General features: G+C 56.7%; 13 protein-coding genes and 3 pseudogenes. 10 read left to right on the top strand and 6 right to left on the bottom strand.

Annotated elements, in window-relative coordinates:
• Window positions 1–167: 167 nt before the first annotated feature.
• The 3 genes and pseudogenes from aceA (at window position 168) to RSAL33209_RS00715 (ending at window position 4,086) form a co-directional block, all read left to right on the top strand.
• A complete protein-coding gene (gene aceA, locus RSAL33209_RS00725; RefSeq protein WP_049758741.1) occupies window positions 168–1,277 on the top strand; it encodes an isocitrate lyase in 1,110 nt (369 codons plus the stop codon).
• 95 nt (window positions 1,278–1,372) lie between these two features.
• Window positions 1,373–3,023: pseudogene (aceB, locus tag RSAL33209_RS00720) on the top strand (malate synthase A).
• 262 nt (window positions 3,024–3,285) lie between these two features.
• On the top strand, window positions 3,286–4,086 hold the full coding sequence (locus RSAL33209_RS00715) for an ArsR/SmtB family transcription factor (protein WP_041684916.1): 801 nt from the start codon (window positions 3,286–3,288) through the stop codon (window positions 4,084–4,086).
• Window positions 4,087–4,134: 48 nt separating this feature from the next.
• Here the strand turns inward: RSAL33209_RS00715 and RSAL33209_RS00710 are convergent, their stop codons facing one another.
• On the bottom strand, window positions 4,135–4,719 hold the full coding sequence (locus tag RSAL33209_RS00710; RefSeq protein WP_012243631.1) for a PadR family transcriptional regulator: 585 nt from the start codon (window positions 4,717–4,719) through the stop codon (window positions 4,135–4,137).
• An 81-nt stretch (window positions 4,720–4,800) separates the two neighbouring features.
• Here RSAL33209_RS00710 and RSAL33209_RS00705 point away from each other — a divergent pair, with 81 nt between their 5' ends.
• Window positions 4,801–6,126, top strand: a complete 1,326-nt coding sequence (locus tag RSAL33209_RS00705; RefSeq protein WP_012243630.1) for an FAD-dependent oxidoreductase — start codon at window positions 4,801–4,803, stop codon at window positions 6,124–6,126.
• Between the two features lie 117 nt (window positions 6,127–6,243).
• A complete protein-coding gene (locus tag RSAL33209_RS00700; RefSeq protein ID WP_041684915.1) occupies window positions 6,244–6,942 on the top strand; it encodes a DsbA family oxidoreductase in 699 nt (232 codons plus the stop codon).
• 148 nt (window positions 6,943–7,090) lie between these two features.
• Here the strand turns inward: RSAL33209_RS00700 and RSAL33209_RS00695 are convergent, their stop codons facing one another.
• The 4 genes from RSAL33209_RS00695 to RSAL33209_RS00680 form a co-directional block, all read right to left on the bottom strand.
• The gene (locus tag RSAL33209_RS00695; protein ID WP_012243628.1) at window positions 7,091–7,954 is read right to left on the bottom strand and encodes a carbohydrate ABC transporter permease; all 864 of its coding nucleotides are present in this window, start codon (window positions 7,952–7,954) and stop codon (window positions 7,091–7,093) included.
• Window positions 7,947–8,924, bottom strand: coding sequence for a carbohydrate ABC transporter permease (locus tag RSAL33209_RS00690; protein ID WP_041684253.1), 978 nt, complete (start codon window positions 8,922–8,924; stop codon window positions 7,947–7,949). The genes RSAL33209_RS00695 and RSAL33209_RS00690 overlap by 8 nt, the downstream gene beginning before the upstream one ends.
• An 87-nt stretch (window positions 8,925–9,011) precedes the next feature.
• Window positions 9,012–10,316: an ABC transporter substrate-binding protein gene (locus RSAL33209_RS00685; protein WP_012243626.1), complete on the bottom strand. Its 1,305-nt coding sequence runs from the start codon at window positions 10,314–10,316 to the stop codon at window positions 9,012–9,014.
• A gap of 272 nt (window positions 10,317–10,588) precedes the next feature.
• Window positions 10,589–11,809, bottom strand: coding sequence for an ROK family transcriptional regulator (locus RSAL33209_RS00680; RefSeq protein WP_041684251.1), 1,221 nt, complete (start codon window positions 11,807–11,809; stop codon window positions 10,589–10,591).
• A gap of 194 nt (window positions 11,810–12,003) precedes the next feature.
• Here RSAL33209_RS00680 and RSAL33209_RS00675 point away from each other — a divergent pair.
• The 4 genes and pseudogenes from RSAL33209_RS00675 to RSAL33209_RS00660 all read left to right on the top strand — a co-directional run bounded on the left by RSAL33209_RS00675 (window position 12,004) and on the right by RSAL33209_RS00660 (window position 15,819).
• Window positions 12,004–12,773 (top strand): annotated as a pseudogene (locus tag RSAL33209_RS00675) (sugar phosphate isomerase/epimerase family protein).
• Entirely contained in the window at window positions 12,770–13,876 is a 1,107-nt protein-coding gene (locus tag RSAL33209_RS00670; protein ID WP_012243622.1) for a Gfo/Idh/MocA family protein, read from the top strand. The pseudogene RSAL33209_RS00675 and the gene RSAL33209_RS00670 overlap by 4 nt, the downstream one beginning before the upstream one ends.
• Before the next feature lie 2 nt (window positions 13,877–13,878).
• Window positions 13,879–15,042: pseudogene (locus tag RSAL33209_RS00665) on the top strand (Gfo/Idh/MocA family protein).
• 132 nt (window positions 15,043–15,174) lie between these two features.
• Window positions 15,175–15,819 (top strand): TetR/AcrR family transcriptional regulator, encoded by a 645-nt coding sequence (locus tag RSAL33209_RS00660; protein WP_012243619.1) that lies wholly within the window; start codon window positions 15,175–15,177, stop codon window positions 15,817–15,819.
• 2 nt (window positions 15,820–15,821) lie between these two features.
• Here RSAL33209_RS00660 and RSAL33209_RS00655 read toward each other — a convergent pair whose 3' ends face one another.
• Window positions 15,822–17,399: a sigma-70 family RNA polymerase sigma factor gene (locus tag RSAL33209_RS00655; RefSeq protein WP_158539275.1), complete on the bottom strand. Its 1,578-nt coding sequence runs from the start codon at window positions 17,397–17,399 to the stop codon at window positions 15,822–15,824.
• Window positions 17,400–17,571: 172 nt separating this feature from the next.
• Between RSAL33209_RS00655 and RSAL33209_RS00650 the strand changes: the two genes are divergently transcribed.
• Window positions 17,572–18,321 (top strand): hypothetical protein, encoded by a 750-nt coding sequence (locus RSAL33209_RS00650; RefSeq protein ID WP_041684250.1) that lies wholly within the window; start codon window positions 17,572–17,574, stop codon window positions 18,319–18,321.
• Window positions 18,322–18,478 lie beyond the last annotated feature (157 nt).

The raw sequence follows: 18,478 nt of genomic DNA, 5'->3' as shown, positions 1-18,478 counted from the left end.
AAGAAACGCAAATCTTTCCGGAATATTTTCTAGAAAGTGCCTTGAAATAGGTGAAAAGTAAGAACTGGAAAGAGAAACAACAGAAGTTCAGCTCGGAATCACTTCCGGGAGGCCCAATCAAGGAGCAAGACATCATGTAGGAGAATCAGCAGAAAACAGCAGAGGCGCTGGAGCTGGAGTGGGCAGCCAATCCCCGTTGGGAAGGCGTGCAGCGCGATTACTCGGCAGCCGACGCCGTCAAGCTCGCCGGACGCGTGCAAGAAGAGGCCACACTAGCCCGCCGCGGATCAGAGAAGCTCTGGGATCAACTGCGCAATGCCGGCCCGGAAGGCTACACTAACTCACTTGGCGCACTGACCGGCAACCAGGCCGCACAACAGGTCAAGGCCGGACTCAAAGCCATTTACCTCTCCGGCTGGCAGGTTGCTGCTGATGCAAACACTTCCGGCAACACGTACCCGGACCAGTCGCTCTACCCGGTGAACTCAGTTCCCACCGTGGTTCGTCGGATCAACAACGCACTACTTCGCGCGGATCAGATTGAATTCTCCGAAGGCAAGCAGTCCGTTGAAGATTGGCTGGTCCCGATCGTGGCCGACGCCGAAGCTGGCTTTGGCGGCCCGCTCAACGCTTACGAACTGATGAAGTCAATGATCCAAGCTGGCGCTTCGGGCGTGCACTGGGAAGATCAGCTCGCCTCGGAAAAGAAGTGCGGTCACTTGGGTGGCAAGGTGCTCATTCCCAACCAGCAGCACGTCCGCACGCTCAACGCGGCCCGGCTCGCGGCCGACGTCGACGAGCGTGACCAAGAGTTCACCACCGGCGAGCGCACTGCCGAGGGTTTCTACAAAGTACGCAACGGCATTGAACCGTGTATTGCAATGGCCAAGGCTTATGCCCCGTACGCGGATCAGATGCTGGCTTACAACTGCTCACCGTCGTTCAACTGGAAGAAGCATTTGGACGACGCCACGATCGCGAAGTTCCAGCGGGAGCTCGGCGCAATGGGCTTCAAGTTCCAGTTCATTACCCTGGCTGGCTTCCACGCCCTGAATTACTCAATGTTTGACTTGGCTCACGGTTACGCCCGTGATGGCATGAGTGCTTACGTCGAATTGCAAGAAAAAGAATTCGCCTCCGAAGACCGCGGCTACACCGCAACCAAGCACCAACGCGAAGTGGGCACTGGCTACTTCGATCTGGTCGCGGCCGCCCTGAACCCCAGCGGCAGCACGCTCGCCTTGGCTGGCTCAACTGAAGCCCAGCAATTCCACTAACACCCGCAAACGCTGCACCACTTTTGGTCGCTATAGAGCCCTCATAACGACCAAAAGTGGTGCAGCGTTCGGTACCGCAGACTTGGAGAACCATCATGAACTCGACGAACAGCCTGAACGGAATCACCTTCAACGGCATTACGTTGACTGCCCAACCCATCCACCGTCAAGAAGAAATCCTGACCCCTGAGGCCTTGGATTTCATCGCGGCGCTGCATCGGGCCACCTCTGGCCGACGCCAGGAGCTCTTGCAGGATCGGCAGACCCGCCGTCAGCAAATCGGCAATGGCGTGGACCCGCGTTTCCTGCGCGAAACTTCCACCATCCGCGAAGATCCGAATTGGCGAGTTGCTCCGCCAGCACCAGTTCTAGTAGATCGTCGAGTTGAAATCACTGGGCCGGTTGACCGCAAGATGACCATCAACGCGCTGAACTCTGGCGCGAAAGTCTGGCTTGCAGACATGGAAGATTCCTCAACGCCCAGCTGGCGAAACGTCATCCAAGGCCAGATCAACTTGATCGACGCGCTGGAACGCCGCATCGATTTCACCTCAACGGCCAACGGCGTGAGTAATAGAGTACAAACTCGGCGCCGAGAATCCGACGATCGTGGTTCGGCCGCGCGGCTGGCACTTGCCGGAAAAGCACATGCTGATCAACAACAAACCAATCGCGGGTGGACTGGTCGATTTTGGTCTCTACTTCTTCCACAACGCCAAGCGGCTCATTGCGCAGGGGAAGGGTCCTTACTTCTACTTGCCGAAGATTGAAAACCATCTGGAAGCCCGGTTGTGGAACGACATCTTCATTTTGGCGCAGGATTTTCTCGGCATTCCGCAGGGCACCATCCGAGCTACCGTACTGATCGAAACCATTACCGCAGCCTTCGAGATGGAAGAGATTCTGTACGAACTGCGCGATCACGCCTCGGGTTTGAACGCGGGCCGCTGGGATTACCTATTCTCCGTGATCAAGAACTTCCGCACCCGTGGCCCACGCTTCGTGTTGCCGGACCGCAATGAGATCACCATGACGGCGCCATTCATGCGGGCTTACACCGAGCAGCTTGTTCGGGCTTGTCACCGACGTGGCGCGATGGCCATTGGCAGTATGGCTGCTTTCATTCCGAATCGCCGGGATCCCGAAGCTAATGAAATCGCGTTCGGCAAGGTTCGTGCGGATAAGACTCGTGAAGCAACTGATGGCTTTGATGGCTCCTGGGTAGCGCACCCGGATTTGGTTCCGGTGGCTATGGAGGTTTTCAACGGCGTTCTGGGCGAGCGCGCGAATCAGATCGACAAGCTGCGTGAAGACGTGGTTCCCGATGACAAGGCGCTGCTGAATGTCACCGCGACCGAGGGCTCAATCACCGAATCCGGCATCCGAATGAACATTGAGGTGGGTATTCGGTACATCGAGTCTTGGTTGTGTGGAAATGGTGCGGCTGCGATCCATAACCTGATGGAAGACGCTGCCACCGCAGAGATCTCGCGCTCGCAAATCTGGCAGTGGATCTACGCCGAGGCCATCACTGATCAGGGCGAGATTATCTCGGAAAACTGGGTGCGTGAGCTGACCGACTAAGAGTTCGGCAAGTTGGAGCGCACCGAAGGTGACAGGTTCGACGACGCCCGGGAGATCTTCGAAGAGGTCGCCTTAGGTGAGGCTTTCCCCACCTTCCTGACGGTTCCGGCCTACGCTCGGTTCTTGCACGAGGCACGTGAATCGGAGTTGAGCGCAGCTTAAGTCGACACACAACACTTGGCCGACCGTCGTCGTCGCCGCCTCAGACAGCCCGAAATCCGGGCCAGACGCGTAGGCCACATGTGAAAGGGCATCCCTGCTCAGCGGGGGTGCCCTTTCACGTGCCTACTTATGTCCCCGTTTAGTGCTCTGGGTGGGGACATAAGTAGGCATGTCCCCACCCAGAGCACTAGCAAGGGACATAAGTTTCGACGTCGAGCGGCAATCCTTGACATGCAACCATTTGGCTGCCTATTCTATTTTCGTGGATTACGTCTTCCGCGCTCTCTCAGACCCGAGTCGGCGCAGGCTGCTTGACGATTTGAATCGGCGCAACGGCCAAACACTCGGCGAACTCTGTGCTGGCTTAGCGATGACTCGGCAATCCGTCAGTAAACACTTGGCAATTTTGGCAGCCGCAAACCTGATCAGCACCACAAAACACGGCCGCGAGAAACTCCATTACCTCAACGCCGCGCCCATTAACGCCATCGCCGATCGATGGCTCAGTCAATATGACCGGCAGCGCGCCAAAGCACTTGCCGACCTCAAGACCGCATTGGAGCAATCGCCCATGGATAACAACGGCACCGACGAAGATTTCGTCTACATCACCTACATCAAAACCACGCCAGAAAAACTCTGGCAGGCGCTCACCGAGCCAGCGTTCATCAAGCAGTACTGGGGAATTGAATTAATCTCGGACTGGAAGGTCGATTCTACCATCGACTGGCACGTTGCCGGCGTCGTAATTTCAGACCCCGAGCAAGTCGTTTTGGTGGCCGACAAACCGCACCGGCTGAGCTTCACTTGGCACACCGTGAGCGAAGAGTTCGGCAAGGCTATCAACGCGGACCCGCAAGAAGTGGCCGATATGGCCGCCGAGAAGCGCTCAACTGCGACTTTCGAGCTGGAGCAACAAGGCGACGTCGTTAAACTCACCTTGATTCACACGGGCTTCCCCGCCGACAGTGAGCTGCGCGCCGGAGTTTCGCAAGGCTGGCAGCCAATCCTTTCCAGCCTCAAGACACTCTTGGAGACCGGCCAAGCACTGCCAACAGAATAGTCTCCTGAGCTATGTCCCCGGCTTAACGGTCAAGTCGGGGACATAAGGTCAGATCTGCGGCCAGAGGATTTTGTCAGCAGCAAAGTCAGCGATCACGACGTCGAGCCAGTCACGTTCAGCGACAGCTAACACCCGAGCGAATTCGCTTTCGATCAACGCCGCCCGTGCAGCCACCGGGATCTCGTGCACCGCGGCCAAATTTCGATCGAATTTTTCTACCAAACCCTGCACTGCAACTCGGCGCGCACGCAACGCCTCCGCAACCTGCCCAGGGTTCAAAATCATCATGAAAGACAAAGCGGCCGGAAACTCCGGGTACTCATTGCGTGGCATTGAGAGCATCTCGAGAACCCAGGCCTTCGAAGCTGCACTGCCTGCCGCGGTCACGGTGTAGCTGGTTTTTTCCGGATACGAAGAGTCTCTACTGGTTTGCTCTTCGGCAATCAATCCAGCGTCCTTGAGCCTGGCGATCATTTTATAAAGACTCGCGCGCTGCCCCACATTGATGAACTCATCCTTACCCCAGAGCTTGATGAGCTGCTGGATCTTATAAGGGTGCATCGGTTCAATTTCTAACAATCCCAGAATCGCCAGCGCAAGCGGCGAAGGTTTGAATGCGGCAGCTTCAGACATAGGCTAATCGTATACTAGCTGCAAATACACTAGTCCTTATGCGACTATTAATTTCAATAGTCGCATAACAGGAGAATTCTCATGAAAGTCATCATCATTGGTGCCGGCACTGGCGGGCTCGCCCTGGCACAATCACTCAAAAAGTCCGCCATCGACGTCGAAGTCTACGAACGGGATCACACGCGTAGCGATGGGCTCTTCGGCTTCCGAGTGGGCATTTCGCCGGATGGCTCACACGCCTTGGCTGAAGTGCTGCCCGCCAATCTGTTCGAGGTTTTCAAAGCCACAACGGCCATCGCCCCCGGCCGCTTCAATATGTTTACCGAGCAACTCAAAGAGCTGCTCAGCATTAGCGGCTTTGACGAGGCGAACCCGAACGATCCGGGCGCTGAGCGCAGCGTCAGCCGGATGACCCTTCGGCAAGTACTGCTCACCGGGCTTGAAGACATTGTGCACTTCGACAAAAAGTTCAGCCAATACCGCAATAATGAGGACGGAACCGTCACAGCGATCTTCGCGGACGGCACCGAAGCCACCGCCGATCTGCTGGTTGGCGCGGATGGCTCCAGTTCCAAGGTGCGGAATCAGTATCTTCCGCATGCGGTTTTGAAAGACACTGGGCTCTACGGCGCCACCGCAAAGTTGCCACTCAATGATGAAACACGAAAGTATCTCAAGCCGAAGATGCTCCGTGGCGTGAACATGATCAGCGCGCCCGGCGGTGACAGCACCATCATTCACGTCATGGAGTTCCCCTGGGATGCCGACGGCGCGCCGAAGGCAGGTGCCGGAAGCACCGACGCCGAGCTACTCAAAAGCTGGCCCGGCCTAACTTTCGACAACACTCGGGACTACATCATGCTCGGCTTCGGTGGAAACCGTAAAAACTTGCCGGAAAACTTTATGCAGCTTGACGGAGCGGCAGTTCACGCGCTCCTTCTGGAACACACTAAAAGCTGGCACCCCGACTTGCGTGAAATGTACCGTCTGGCCGATGCCGACACCTGTTTTCCGGTCAATATCCGCACCACTGAGCGAATGGAACCCTGGGATAGCAGTAACATCACTCTCATTGGCGACGCCGTGCACACCATGACGCCAGGGCTCGGCGTCGGCGCTAATACTGCGCTACAGGACGCCCAGATCCTCGCGGCTAACCTGGCCGCTGGCATGACCGTCGTCGACGCGGTAGCCGATTATGAACGGCAAATGCACGGCTACGCCTGGAAACGGGTTAAAGAATCTCTGGAACGCTTCAATGCGACTGATCCGGTCTACAAATCAGGGCTAGCCGGCTGGTTCGCCACCGCGATGATGCGCACCGGGATGCGAGTAGTTAACGTGATCCCGTTTATCAAGAAGAAGCTCGCCGCGAAGATGTTTGAGGAACGAGACTCCACAAAATAGTCACCCGAGTTATGTCCCCGCGATTGCCGTCAAGCGGAGACATAAGTTGAATTCATATTATCAAGTGGCCTAACCGGCCACGGGAATTCTGTGCAGCATGAAGGCGTTGCCAAATGCGTGAGGATTCAAATCTGGTCAGATATCGCTTGCCCTTGGTGCTACATGGGAAAGCGCCGCTTCGAAACCGCACTGGCGGCTTTCCCACATAAGGATCAAGTTGAGGTGCAATGGAAGAGCTTCCAACTGGACCCCAGCTTGCCCAACCACTACGACGGCACCGAGGTTGAGTACATCAGCCAACGCAAAGGCATGCCGGTAGAACAGGTGAAGCAGATGTTTGCCCACGTGTTCGACCAAGCTGCCGGCGAGGGCTTGGCCTTCGACTATGACGCCCTCACCGTTGCAAACAGCCACCTCGGTCACGAACTAATCCACTTTGCCGCCGAGCACGGCAAGCAAGATCTGGCCAAAGAAACCCTGCTTAAACAACACTTTGAACAGGGCACAGACATTGGCAACCTGGACACGCTGGTTGCGGTCGCCGTCGAACTTGGTTTAGACGGCGAGGCAGCTCGCGCCGCACTCACCGAGCGGGATTTTGAAGCCGCAGTTGATCAAGACATTGCCGAGGCGCATGCGCTAGGCATTCAGGGCGTGCCGTTTTTCGTTGTTGATCGAAAGTACGGCATCTCCGGCGCACAGAGCCCCGAAGTCTTCAGCCAGACGCTCAACGAAGCCTGGGCCGAAAGCCACCCGCTGATCATGAGCGGGACCAACGACGCCGAAGCCTGTGGACCAGATGGCTGCGCCATCTGACGCACTTCGACACCAGATCCCATCTCGCCCCACCCCCTCCCGTACTTGGATGCATTTTCGGCACACGGATACTCCTTAGACCGCTTAAGGCGCATCCGTGTGCCGAAAATGCATCCAAGTACGGGGTGACGGCAGTACGGAGTGACGGCTACTTGACCGCACCCGCGGTGAGCCCGGCCACAAAGTTCTTTTGCAGGAACAAGAAGCCGACGACGACCGGGATGCTCACCACGAGCGACGCCGCCATGATCTGGTTCCAGTAGACATTCGTTTGGGTGGAATACAGCTGCAGGCCGACGGCGAGCGTGCGATTTTCGTCAGTCGTCATCACCGAAGCGAACAACACCTCGCCCCATGACGTCATGAACGAATAGATCGCCACCGCGATCAGTCCGGGCCTCGCAGCAGGAAGCACTACCCGCCAGAGTGCTCCCATCGGCCCCGCGCCGTCGACCTTTGCTGCCTCATCCAGCTCGCGCGGAATACCGTCGAAATAGCCGGCTAGCATCCAGATCGAAAACGGCAGCGAGAAGGTGGGATACGTAATGATCAGACCCAGCCGAGTTCCTACCAGCTGGATGCCAAGCGCCGAGTTGATGTTGACGAAAATCAAGAACAACGGCAGCAGGAAAAGTACACCAGGGAACATCTGCGTTGAGAGTACCGTGGTAGAAAATACGCCTCGGCCAAAGAACTTATAGCGACTCATCGCATAAGCGGCGAAAATCGCGATAATGACGCTGATCACCGTCGCCGAGCCAGCCAGCCAGCCAGCCAGCCAGCCAGCCACGATAAGCGAATTGCCAAAGTAACCAGCCAGCGGCACCGTCTTCCAGATGTCAATAAACGGTTGAATGGTCAGATTGCTGGGCCACCAGCTGAACGGCCTTTGCACATCGCCCAGTGGCTTGAGCGCGGAGGTGATCATTACGTAAATGGGCACCGCGGTGAAAACGCCAAGAATTACCAGAGTCACAATTCGGAAGACTTTGCTCCCTTGGGTTTCACGCACGCTTAGACTTCCTATTCAAAATCAGAAGATAGATGCCGCTGACCACTAACAGGAACAGCAGCAAGAGCACTGACATTGCCGAACCCGAGCCAAAGTTCCAGGTCAAGAACGAGGCGTTGTAGATGTGGAATGAGATCAGATCGCCCAGCGGCGGTTGCGCGCTGCCAAACAACACAAAGGGCGTATTGAAATCGTTGAAAGTCAAGAGAAACATCACCAAAAGCAGCACGGTGTTGACCGGACGCATCATGGGTAAAGTAATGGACTGCCACTGCCGGAACGGCTTTGCGCCGTCAACTGCCGAGGCTTCATAAACATCCTGCGGAACTGATTGCAGGCCAGCCATCAGCATCAGGAAAGCGAGCGGCCACATCTTCCAGATCGCCACCACAACCAACGCCACAAAGGAGTTGTCACCAATGAGCCAGAACGGCTTGTCCCCGGGCAAGTGCAGTACGTCGTAAAGGAAAAAGTTAATCGCGCCTGTATCCTTCTGGAACATAAATTTCCAGGTGATAACCGCAGCATAGGTTGGCAACGCGTAGGGGATCAGGCAAAGCGTCCGCAAGAATCCGCGACCAAAGAATTTGCGCTGCAGCGCCACAGCGCCTGCCATTCCGAAGGACCAGGAAATACCCACCACCAAGATGGTGAATCCGCAGGTGACTAAAAACGAACGGAGTAAGCCCTGCCCAACAGCCCCGTTGAAGTCAATGGCAATTTGGTAGTTGCCAAGCCCAATAAAGGGCGCGCTGCTCCAATTCGCAATGAACACCTTGGTCAGCTTGAAAAAGCTAACCCAAATGCCAAACACCATGGGGACGACGTGAATGAGTAGTTCAAAAATTACTGCGGGTGCCAACAAGGCATATGGCAACCAGCGACCCACCGGTTTGCGCTTTTTGACGCGAGTTTTATTGCGGGCTACCGGAGGCTCTGCGGGACTCTCGGCGCGAGTCAAGACGGACACGTTTTTCCCTTCCAGGTCCAACCTGCCAAGATCCTGGCAGGCGAATTTCGTTGCGGGGCCGCGCTACTGCGACCCCGCCGTCGTCGACTATCCGGCTGCTGCTACTTGCTCCTGAGTTGCTTTGAAGGCCTTACGAATATCGTCGGCGCTCACCGTTCCGCCAGAGGCAATGGTGGCAAAGAACTGGTTCATCGCCTTACCTACGGTGTTTTCAAACTGATCCTCATTGGGCGTCAGCGGCAATGGCTTGGACATGTTCGCGTAAATATCGCTGAAGGTTTTTGCCTCCGCCTCGTTATCGGTAAAGACCGCCTTTGCATCTTTGAGCACCGGCAAGGAAGAAAACGGCTTACCCAAGGTCGTTTGGGTATCCGGGCTGGTCATAAAGTTCACGAATTTGAGCGCGGCGTCCTTATTTTTGGTGTTTTTGAAGATCGAGAGATTGATGCCGGCAACAAAGCTGGCAATCTTCTCCTTCGCATTCTGCGGAGCTGGGAAGGGAACCACGCCGTATGCGTCGCTTTTCATTCCGTTGCTTGAAATCGAATTATCGGCGTTGTTCTGCGTCAAAATCATGCCGACCTTGCCGGAAGCAAAGTCTTTGACTGCCTTGGTCCCGTTGTCGTATTGCGCATTAGCCACGTCAACAACTTTGTCCGTCTGCATCAAATCGAGGTAGCGCTTCACACCGTCCACCACGCCGTCCGAGTCGAAGGTCGGCTTAGCGTCTTTGTCGAATAGCTCTGCACCGTTTTGGGCGGAGTTTATGAAGGCAAAGTGCGCGTTTTCGGTGTAGCTGCCCGCGGCCAAGGCGAAGCCATGAACGCCACCGGTAGTGAGTTTTTTCGCCGCAGAAACCATGTCTTCCCACGTTGTGGGAGGCTGTAGCCCGGCAGCGGTAAACATCGTCTTGTTGTAGTAGAGCCCATAGGCCAGACCGTAAAGCGGCACTGAAGTGGCAGTCTGTCCGGGCGCTCCACCGGTGTCCAAAGCGGTTTTGACGAATTTGTCCGCGCCGCCGGTCGCCTTCATCTCTTCATCGCAATAGGGCATAAACGCGCCAGTGGCCTGCAGCGAGGACGCCCAAGTATTGCCAATATTGACGACGTCGGGCGCCTGACCAGAAGTGACAGCGGTTTGGATTCGGGTCTGCAAGTCATTCCAACCGATGACTTCTAGGTTCACTTTTACGCCGGTTTGTTGCTGGAATTTGTCCAGCAACGGCGTCAGATTCTGTTTGTCATTGTCCAGGCTGGCGCCCTGGTTCGAGGCCCAATAGGTCAGAGTGCCACCACCTGAGCTATTCGAATTACTGCCGCCGCCCCCGCAGGCGGCAGTGCTGAGTGCGAGCGTGCTGAGCGCCGCAATTGCTACGAGTTTGCGAACTTTCACGGAAGACTTCCTTGTCGGTTGAACCGAAGCAGATCACTGAAATGTGACCCGTCCCACAATGGTTATCTCAAACCTAGAGCAACTTATGCCGGAGGTTAATCAAAAGTGCGCAGTAAATTGGTTATTCTTGTTTGCATCAAAGCAAATGACTTGCGAACGGTGCGAAAGGATCGAGTATCGGCGCTCAGAAGGCGATGGCATGCCGAAAAGCCCGCACCAAAAAGTAAGCATCAGACCTAAAAGTTGAACGTCAAACCTGCTACCGCCCAGATTTAGAGCAGCGCGAGCGCCGCATCAATTCGACTAGCGGAAAGCACGTGGTCGGTGACCATTCGACTAGCGCCCAGGACGCCGGCCTCCGCCCCCGCCTTGGATTGCACAATACTCAATCGTGAGGTAGCAAGGGGCAGCGAGCGCGCATAGACCACCTCTCGAACGCCTGCTAGCAAGTGCTCGCCTGCCGCGGAGAGTGAACCGCCGATGACTACCACCGCTGGGTTCAGCATGCTGACGCAGGTGGCCAAAACATCGCCAACATCGCGTCCGGCCTGCCGAAACACCTGGATCGCCTGAACATTTCCAGCACGAACGAGTGCCAAGATTTCTTCGCCGTTATTGGCGGGCACCCCGGACTCGGTCAACGCACGCGCAATGGCCGGCCCCGAAGCAATCGCCTCCAGGCAACCTTCATTGCCGCAGCGACAAATAATGCCTTCACCCCTAGCCACCCGCACATGACCCAGATCGCCCGCAGTGCCATCCGCGCCACGTTGCAGTAAACCTCCGCTGATAATGCCGGAGCCAATGCCAGTGGCGACCTTGATAAATAGCAGGTCCTGCGCTTCGCGCCAATGGGCCGCGCGTTCACCTAGCGCCATGATGTTGACGTCGTTGTCTACCAACACATCTGTGTCAAAGACTCGCTGGATATAGCTCGGAATATCAAAGCGATCCCAACCAGGCATGATCGGCGGACTGGCTGGTTTTCCACTGCTGTGCTCGACTGGCCCAGGAACTCCAATGCCTATTCCGGCAAGCTCTTTAGCTGACCGGCCGGACTCTGCGAGTAATTCTTGACATTGTCGAATGACTAGATCGAGCACTTTTTCGGGCCCGTCAGATACGTCTGCCGCGACTTTCCGCTCACCCAACAGCCGCCCACCGAGATCGGTCAGCGCGACCAATAAGTGCGTCGCTCCGACGTCGACGGCAAACACAATCCTGGCAGTGGGGTTGAAGGCTACGCGCGACGGCGGCCGCCCACCCGAAGAGACAGCCTCACCCGCGGGACCGATCAGGCCAAGGGCGGTCAGCGCATCGAGCCTGGCGGCAACGGTTGACCTCGCCAGACCAGTGAGCTCGGCCAGCTCAGCGCGGGTACGCGCTTGGCCATCTCGAAAGATCTGGAATAGCTCCCCCGCTCGAGTCAGCGAACTGGCGGCGTTGAGCGCGCCATTAGAAAGGCCATTTGCGGTGCTTTGGAGCATTGACATGGATCCAGTGATAGCACGGTCCGAGGACAAATGTCCTGTTCAGAGCGAAACTATTGCCAACTAGGGCAATTCTGACCGGAAAATTGTTGAACCTTCTCGAGTATTGTCATAAAAATGGCATCTTTTGCTTGACGATCGACATAAGTTGAATAGAGTTGATGCTATTCAGCTCATTTCTCTCCACAAGGAGCAGCATGCCCAAGCCATTGCTTTCGGTCCAGCTCTACTCGGTGCGCCGCCAGCTTGAAGAAGACCTTTCCGGCACGGTAGCCAAGATTGCGGAACTCGGATTCACCGCCGTCGAACCTTATAACTTTGCTGCCACGGCGAAAGAGCTTGCTGTAGCACTCAGTACTCATGGCCTCAAGGCCTCAAGGCGCCAAGCGGACATGCGCCACTGCTGAAAAGCGATCAGGACGAAATTTTTGCCGCCGCTAAAGCACTGGGCATTGGCACGGTGATCGACCCATTTATCCCCGAAGAGCAATGGAAACGCCTCGAAGAAATTGAGAAAACTGCTCAGGCGCTCAATGCTGCGGCCGCCAAGGGCGCCGAATACGGCATCACCGTGGGCTATCACAACCACTGGTGGGAACTGGAAACCAAACTCGAGGGCCGCAGCGCCTTGGAGCAGCTCGCCGACCGCCTAGACGACGCCGTAGGGCTCGAAGTTGACACTTACTGGGCCGCAGTGGCTGGTGAAAACCCCGCCGAACTTTTGCATCGCTTAGGTAACCGAGTTAAGTTCGTTCACCTAAAAGATGGACCGCTGACTACCGAGCCACTGGACCAACTACCCGTTGGTGAAGGAAAAGTGGATATTCCCGCTATTTTGGCCGCCGCGCCGCAGTTGGAAGCTGGCGTAATCGAGTTTGACGACTACCGTGGCGATATTTTCGATGGCCTAGCCGGAAGCCTGGCTTATTTGAACGGCCTCGCAGACGCTCAGGGTGCTAACGCATGAGCGCCCCAGTAGGAATTGCGCTCATTGGCGCTGGCGTCATTAGTAAGCAGTATCTGGAAAACCTCGCGAAGTTTCCCGATGTCAAAGTTCATGTAGTTGCGGACGTCTTTGAACAAGTTACTGCTGACCGTGCCAAGGAATTCAACATCGAAACTCACGGCGGCGTAGAGGCGGCGCTCAGCCACCCCGACGTCGAAATCGTGGTCAATCTGACCATTCCGGCCGCGCACGTTGAAGTGGCTGAAGCCGCCGTCGCAGCGGGCAAACACGTCTGGAGCGAAAAGCCATTTTCCCTAGACCGGGAAAGCGGCCGTGGCCTGCTTGAGGCGGCTAACCGAGCTGGCTTGCGGCTCGGTTGCGCACCGGATACTTTCCTGGGGCCTGGCCTGCAGACGGCGCGCCGGATGATCGAACGCGGCGACATTGGCCAACCGCTGACCGCCCTCTCGGTGTTTCAGTCCCCTGGCCCCGAATCATGGCACCCGAACCCCGCGTTCTTGTTTCAGCAAGGTGCCGGGCCGCTCTTCGATATTGGCCCGTACTATTTGACCGCGCTAGTGCAAACTTTTGGCTCAATTTCACGCGTTGCAGCTCTCAGTTCACAAGCCAAGGCTCAACGCGTCATCGGCTCCGGCCCTAAAGAAAACGAAGTGTTCGACGTCCAGGTCCCTACGCATTTTGGCGCACTTTTGCAGTTCGCCGACGGCGGCTCCGGGCAGAGCATCTTTAGCTTCGACTCGCCGAAGGTACGAGTAGGCGTGGTGGAAATCACCGGAACCGAGGCGACTATCGCGTTGCCAGACCCGAATAATTTCGACGGCGAGATCAAAATCTGCCGAGCTGGCAGCGATGAGTGGACCACTGTTCCTTGTGAAGGGGAAGTCACCGGACGCGGCGTTGGCGCCTTGGATATGGCCCGGTCGATTCGGGCCGGTGTGCCGCACCGGGCAACCGGCGAGCAAGCCTTCCACGTGGTCGATGCGATGGCCTCAATAACGGAGTCCGGCGAGCGCGGCGAGTTTGTTGAAGTAACTTCCACTGCCCCAGCAACGAAGGCGCTACCAGCGGATTGGAATCCGTTCGGCGCTACACTGGGCGGCTGACCATGGCTAGCACCACCACGCTAGGCATTGCCGCGATCGGCTACGGGTTCATGGGCCGCGCGCATTCGGCGGCTTGGCGGAATGCGCGTGCGGCATTTGCGTTACCTCATTATCAGCAGCAGGTATTGGTCGGGCGCTCCTCAACCGAACTCGCTGCCGCCGCAGCCCAATTCGGCTGGCAAGAAACTGAGACGGATTGGCGACGCGTTCTTGAGCGCGATGACATCCAGATTGTGGACATTTGAACACCCGGCTGGACGCACGCCGAAATCGCGATTGCCGCCTTGCAAGCTGGAAAACACGTGATCGTAGAAAAGTCATTGGCCAATTCGGTCGCCGAGGCAGAGGCGATGGTTGCCGCAGCAGCCGAGGCAACGAGCCGCGGCGTTTTCTCGATAGTGGGCTTTAACTATCGTCGAATTCCCGCGCTAGCGCTTGCCCGAAACTTGGTAACCTCCGGGCGACTTGTCGCTATTCGGCAAGTCAGAGCGTCCTACCTCCAGGATTGGCTTAGCGATGAGCAATCACCTATGACCTGGCGTTTACGTGCTGAGACCGCCGGATCTGGCGCGTTGGGAGACATCGCTAGCCACGCCGTCGACTTGGTGCAGTTTGTGCTCGCAGACAAAGTAGCCGCTACCTCTGGCCCGCTGAAGACCTTTGTGGCAAAACGCCCAGGGCCCTCCGGCCAGCTCGAAGAAGTCACGGTTGATGACGCGGTCTGGGCCAACTTGGTATTGGGATCTGGCGCGGTCGCCAGTCTGGATGCATCCCGGGTGGCTACCGGCCGTAAAAATGCGCTTCAGCTGGAGATCTATGGCAGCGAGGGAGCATTGAAATTCGACCTCGAGCGGCTCAACGAGTTGGAATTCTTGGACTCCACAGATTCAATCGCTGAACAGGGATTCCGACGAATTTTGGTCACCGAACCAGAGCATCCTTATCTAGCAGCGTGGTGGCCGCAAGGTCACATCATCGGCTGGGAGCACAGCTTCACGCACCAAGTCCGTGACTTCTTGCTTTGCATCGAAGGTGGCGAAACGCCGTCGCCGTCATTCGCGGAAGGTCTGCAAGTTCAACAAGTGCTGGAAACGATAGCTCGATCGTCAGCGGAAAACGGTATCTCCATCCCAGTTCCTTCGGCTTCTACCGCTTCTCTCCGTTGAGGGGTCGCGTGATGACGCTAAGCGCTTCGCTTAGCGTCATCACGCGACCCCTCAACGGAGAGAAGGCTGGTTCTCAGGGGGCGAAATAGTCGAGACTCAGCGTTTACTGACAAAATCAGCTAATATGTCTACATGCCCCGCATAGTCGCCTCCAGCAACGCCGAACAGCGCGAGCTCACACAGCGCAAAGTCCTTGACGCGTTCGGCGAGCTGCTCTTCTCACACGGCCTGCCCGGACTCACCATGACCGATGTGGCTCGACGCGCCGGGGTGGGCCGGACCGCGGTCTATAACTACTTCGCGGACTTGGAACAGCTCCTCGTCGCGTATGCCCTCGATGAAACCGGCCGATTCTTAGCTGATCTAAAGTCGGAACTTTCTGCTTTAGCCAATCCTGTGGACCAGCTTGCTTGTTACGTTCGCGCACAGATTGAAGACCTGTCCAAACGTCACCTTCCGCCAGGACCCGCAATGCGTTCAGTGCTTTCAGCTGACTCATTCGCCAAGCTATCCGTACACGTGGGCGAGCTCAGTAAGCTACTTCAGGATATTTTGGCGCGCGCGGTTACTGAAGGCTACTTGCCACCCACTGAGGTAGCCGATTTGGCACACCTCATTCATGGCTCGTTGACTGCGAGCGCTTCACGCAGCACCGACGCCGAAGATGCTGCACTCCAAGAGCGCATCGAAACTACCGTGCAATTTATCCAAGCAGGCGCCGGGGCACACTTCGACGAAACTGGCCGGCCCATCCGATTGATCAGCGGCGCCGCTTAGGCTCAGCGCAACAAGTAATCTGCGCTGAAAATCCGCGTCTGGCTGCTTGAATATTCGTAGTTCAAAACAGCACTTGCAGCTGTTGGCGAAACAAGCGCATAGATGTTGAAGGACAAATCAGCGCGGTCCGGAGCCTTGGACTCGCAGCGTATTGTCGCCTTATCAACAACCTCGCATTGCCAACCGGCAGGCTGATGATCCCAAAGCCCAAACGCTAGGCTCGAATCTCCTTTGAGTCGAAGCGTGACGGTGGCGGGCTCCAGCATTGTGGTCCCCGAAACATTGAAGCTGACGCGCAATAAGGGCGCCGACGACGGCGGTCGCGCCGAAGCGCTTGCGGACACGAGTAGTTGGGCTGCTTGCGTTGGCGGCACAGCGGGCGACGGCGTTGCAGAGGGCGTTGGATCGTTTCTCGCCGATGGTGGAGCAGTTGGCGAGGGCACCGGAAGCGGGCTGGGCACTGCAACTGGCGGCAACGGGCTGGGCGTTTCGCCTACTTCAGTCGGTGGCGGCGAGGCTACCGGAGAAGTTTCTGCTGTTGGTTGTACTTGCGGGCTATTCGATGTGGGCGCCGCGGGTTCCGCTTGCGCGGTAGGCGGTGGTGACCACAGCCCAAAACCCTGACTAGCAACGGCTGCCACGGCAACCGCAACCACCACTACTGCCGCCCCGGAAACAGCTAATGTCGTCCGGCCAAGCTGTTGGAACCATTCGAATATTGCGCGCACAATCCCTTGTAGCCAGACGAGTAACCCGGCAGAAGCTACTACGCCGCCAGCTGGCGCCAGGCCAAACCAACCAAGCGCTCCCGCGCCCAGCACCACCGGGATCAAACCGGCACGCATGGCCGAACTGACATCAGTGAGTTCCAACAGTACCGCGGTGCATTTCGCGCAATTCTCTAGGTGCTCTTGCACTGCTCTACGCTCGGTTCGGCGCAGGGTATTCATCGCAAAGGAACCGAGTTTCGAGGCGTAAGGCGCGCAGTTATCCTGGACCGTCTCGCTCACATGGCTTTGCAAATAGGCTTTGCGTAAACCGTCTCGCGCCCGGATTGCCAAGGCTGAGACCGCATTTGGTGAAAGGCCCAAATATGTTGCCGCCATGGCCGGCTTCATTCGCTCTACATCCAAGTACCACAGCACGGCTTGCCAACGTTCGGGCAGGATCGAAAAAGCTTGGGAGACCGTATTGGATTCGAACTCTAGGAGCACCGGATCGGCGTCCTGAGTGGCTTGGTCTAAAATCTCAGTCTCGGAAGTTAGCCCAGATCTACCAGCATGTACGTTTCGATGCCGGGCAATCCGAGTCACCGCAGAGAGTAAATAGGCTCGGAAAAAGCTATCGGGCCCTTTTCCCGCACTCAAGGCCTGAAATATTGAGGAAAATGCCTCAGAAACGGCGTCTTCAGCATCGGTAGCACTATCCGAATTTCGTCGGGCAACGGACAGCGCAACGTCGCGGTGCCGCTCAAAAAGTTGCCCAAACGCAGCGGTGTCACCAGTTCTGACCCGCGCGATCAGTTCTCCGTCGCTCGTTTGGTCAGGACCGCCGTGCTCCGGGCTCGATACTTCACCCATTGACGAATCCATTCCCTGCTCCCCCAGGCAAAACCCCTCACACAGTCTGCGGCCCTCGCTTCACATTATGCAACTAAGGGCTATTTCAAGAATTTCTCGCGCAATTTCCCGTGCCTCAAAACTTTTCCGGATTTTCCCGTCACGATTGGTTACCTCAACGCACTTATCTCATGTGGAACTGATTAGCCTTCGTGGCCTCACAATTGTGGGCGGCCCGGCTGATCGCACCCTTCAACAATGGCAAGCGCTCAGTATCAAGACGTGTTGGCGTCTGCCACAAGATTGGTGGCTCAGCGAGGTAGAGATTGTCGCGAGAACCGGAAAATCAGTGGAAGCGCTGATCTTTGCCGCACGGTCGCTGGGTAACGCTAGGCATCGCCAAGGCATTGGCATGGCGGAAGCACTTGGTGATTTCTATTGCTTCTTCCAAGCCGCACACAAATCGTTAAATTTCGCCGCCATTCAGGCCTTTGCAGAAGGCTGGGCCGAAGGCTCCGAATCTGGGCAATCACTCATTTGCACCGATCCCGCAACGGGGCTAATCAGCTTAAGCCACTTCAGTTCTGAAATTCACCGGTTAGCTAGCTCGACGGCGGCCGGGTCCTCAGTGTTGGGTACCGTGACGTTATCGAAGAACTCTGCTGCCCCCATCCAACCGGTGATGGACTGGCAGCAGCTGGCCGCATTGGGTCAGATCTGCTTGGAAGTCTTTGCGCCAGCAAATGCCACGCTCACCGTTCGCGGACACAATATTCACGCGGTTGCCGAAAAGTCTCCGCTCTTCTTTGCCGCGTTGCTTAATTGCCAAGCAGCACTGACCAGCACCGAAGAATTTGCCGACTTTCGCACGCATCTGGACTGTGAACCAGTGCCTGCTGATTCCGAAGATATTGACCGACTGCTGGCCAGTATTTCTCGTTGAATTGAGCCGAGCTCGTTGACTTGAGCCGGGAACGAATACGGGCCTGTCCGCTGAGCCTTTCTCAGGCTTCGAGCGGACAGGCCCGTAACATTCGGCATCTCGTAGTGAATGCCCCCAATAGATCCTGCTTCCACTACTAGGTGTGCTGGATCTAGGA

It is taken from the genome of Renibacterium salmoninarum ATCC 33209, assembly GCF_000018885.1.
Lineage (GTDB): Bacteria > Actinomycetota > Actinomycetes > Actinomycetales > Micrococcaceae > Renibacterium > Renibacterium salmoninarum.
Note: the sequence above shows the minus strand (reverse complement) of the source record. Positions and strands in the feature narration are given on the sequence as shown.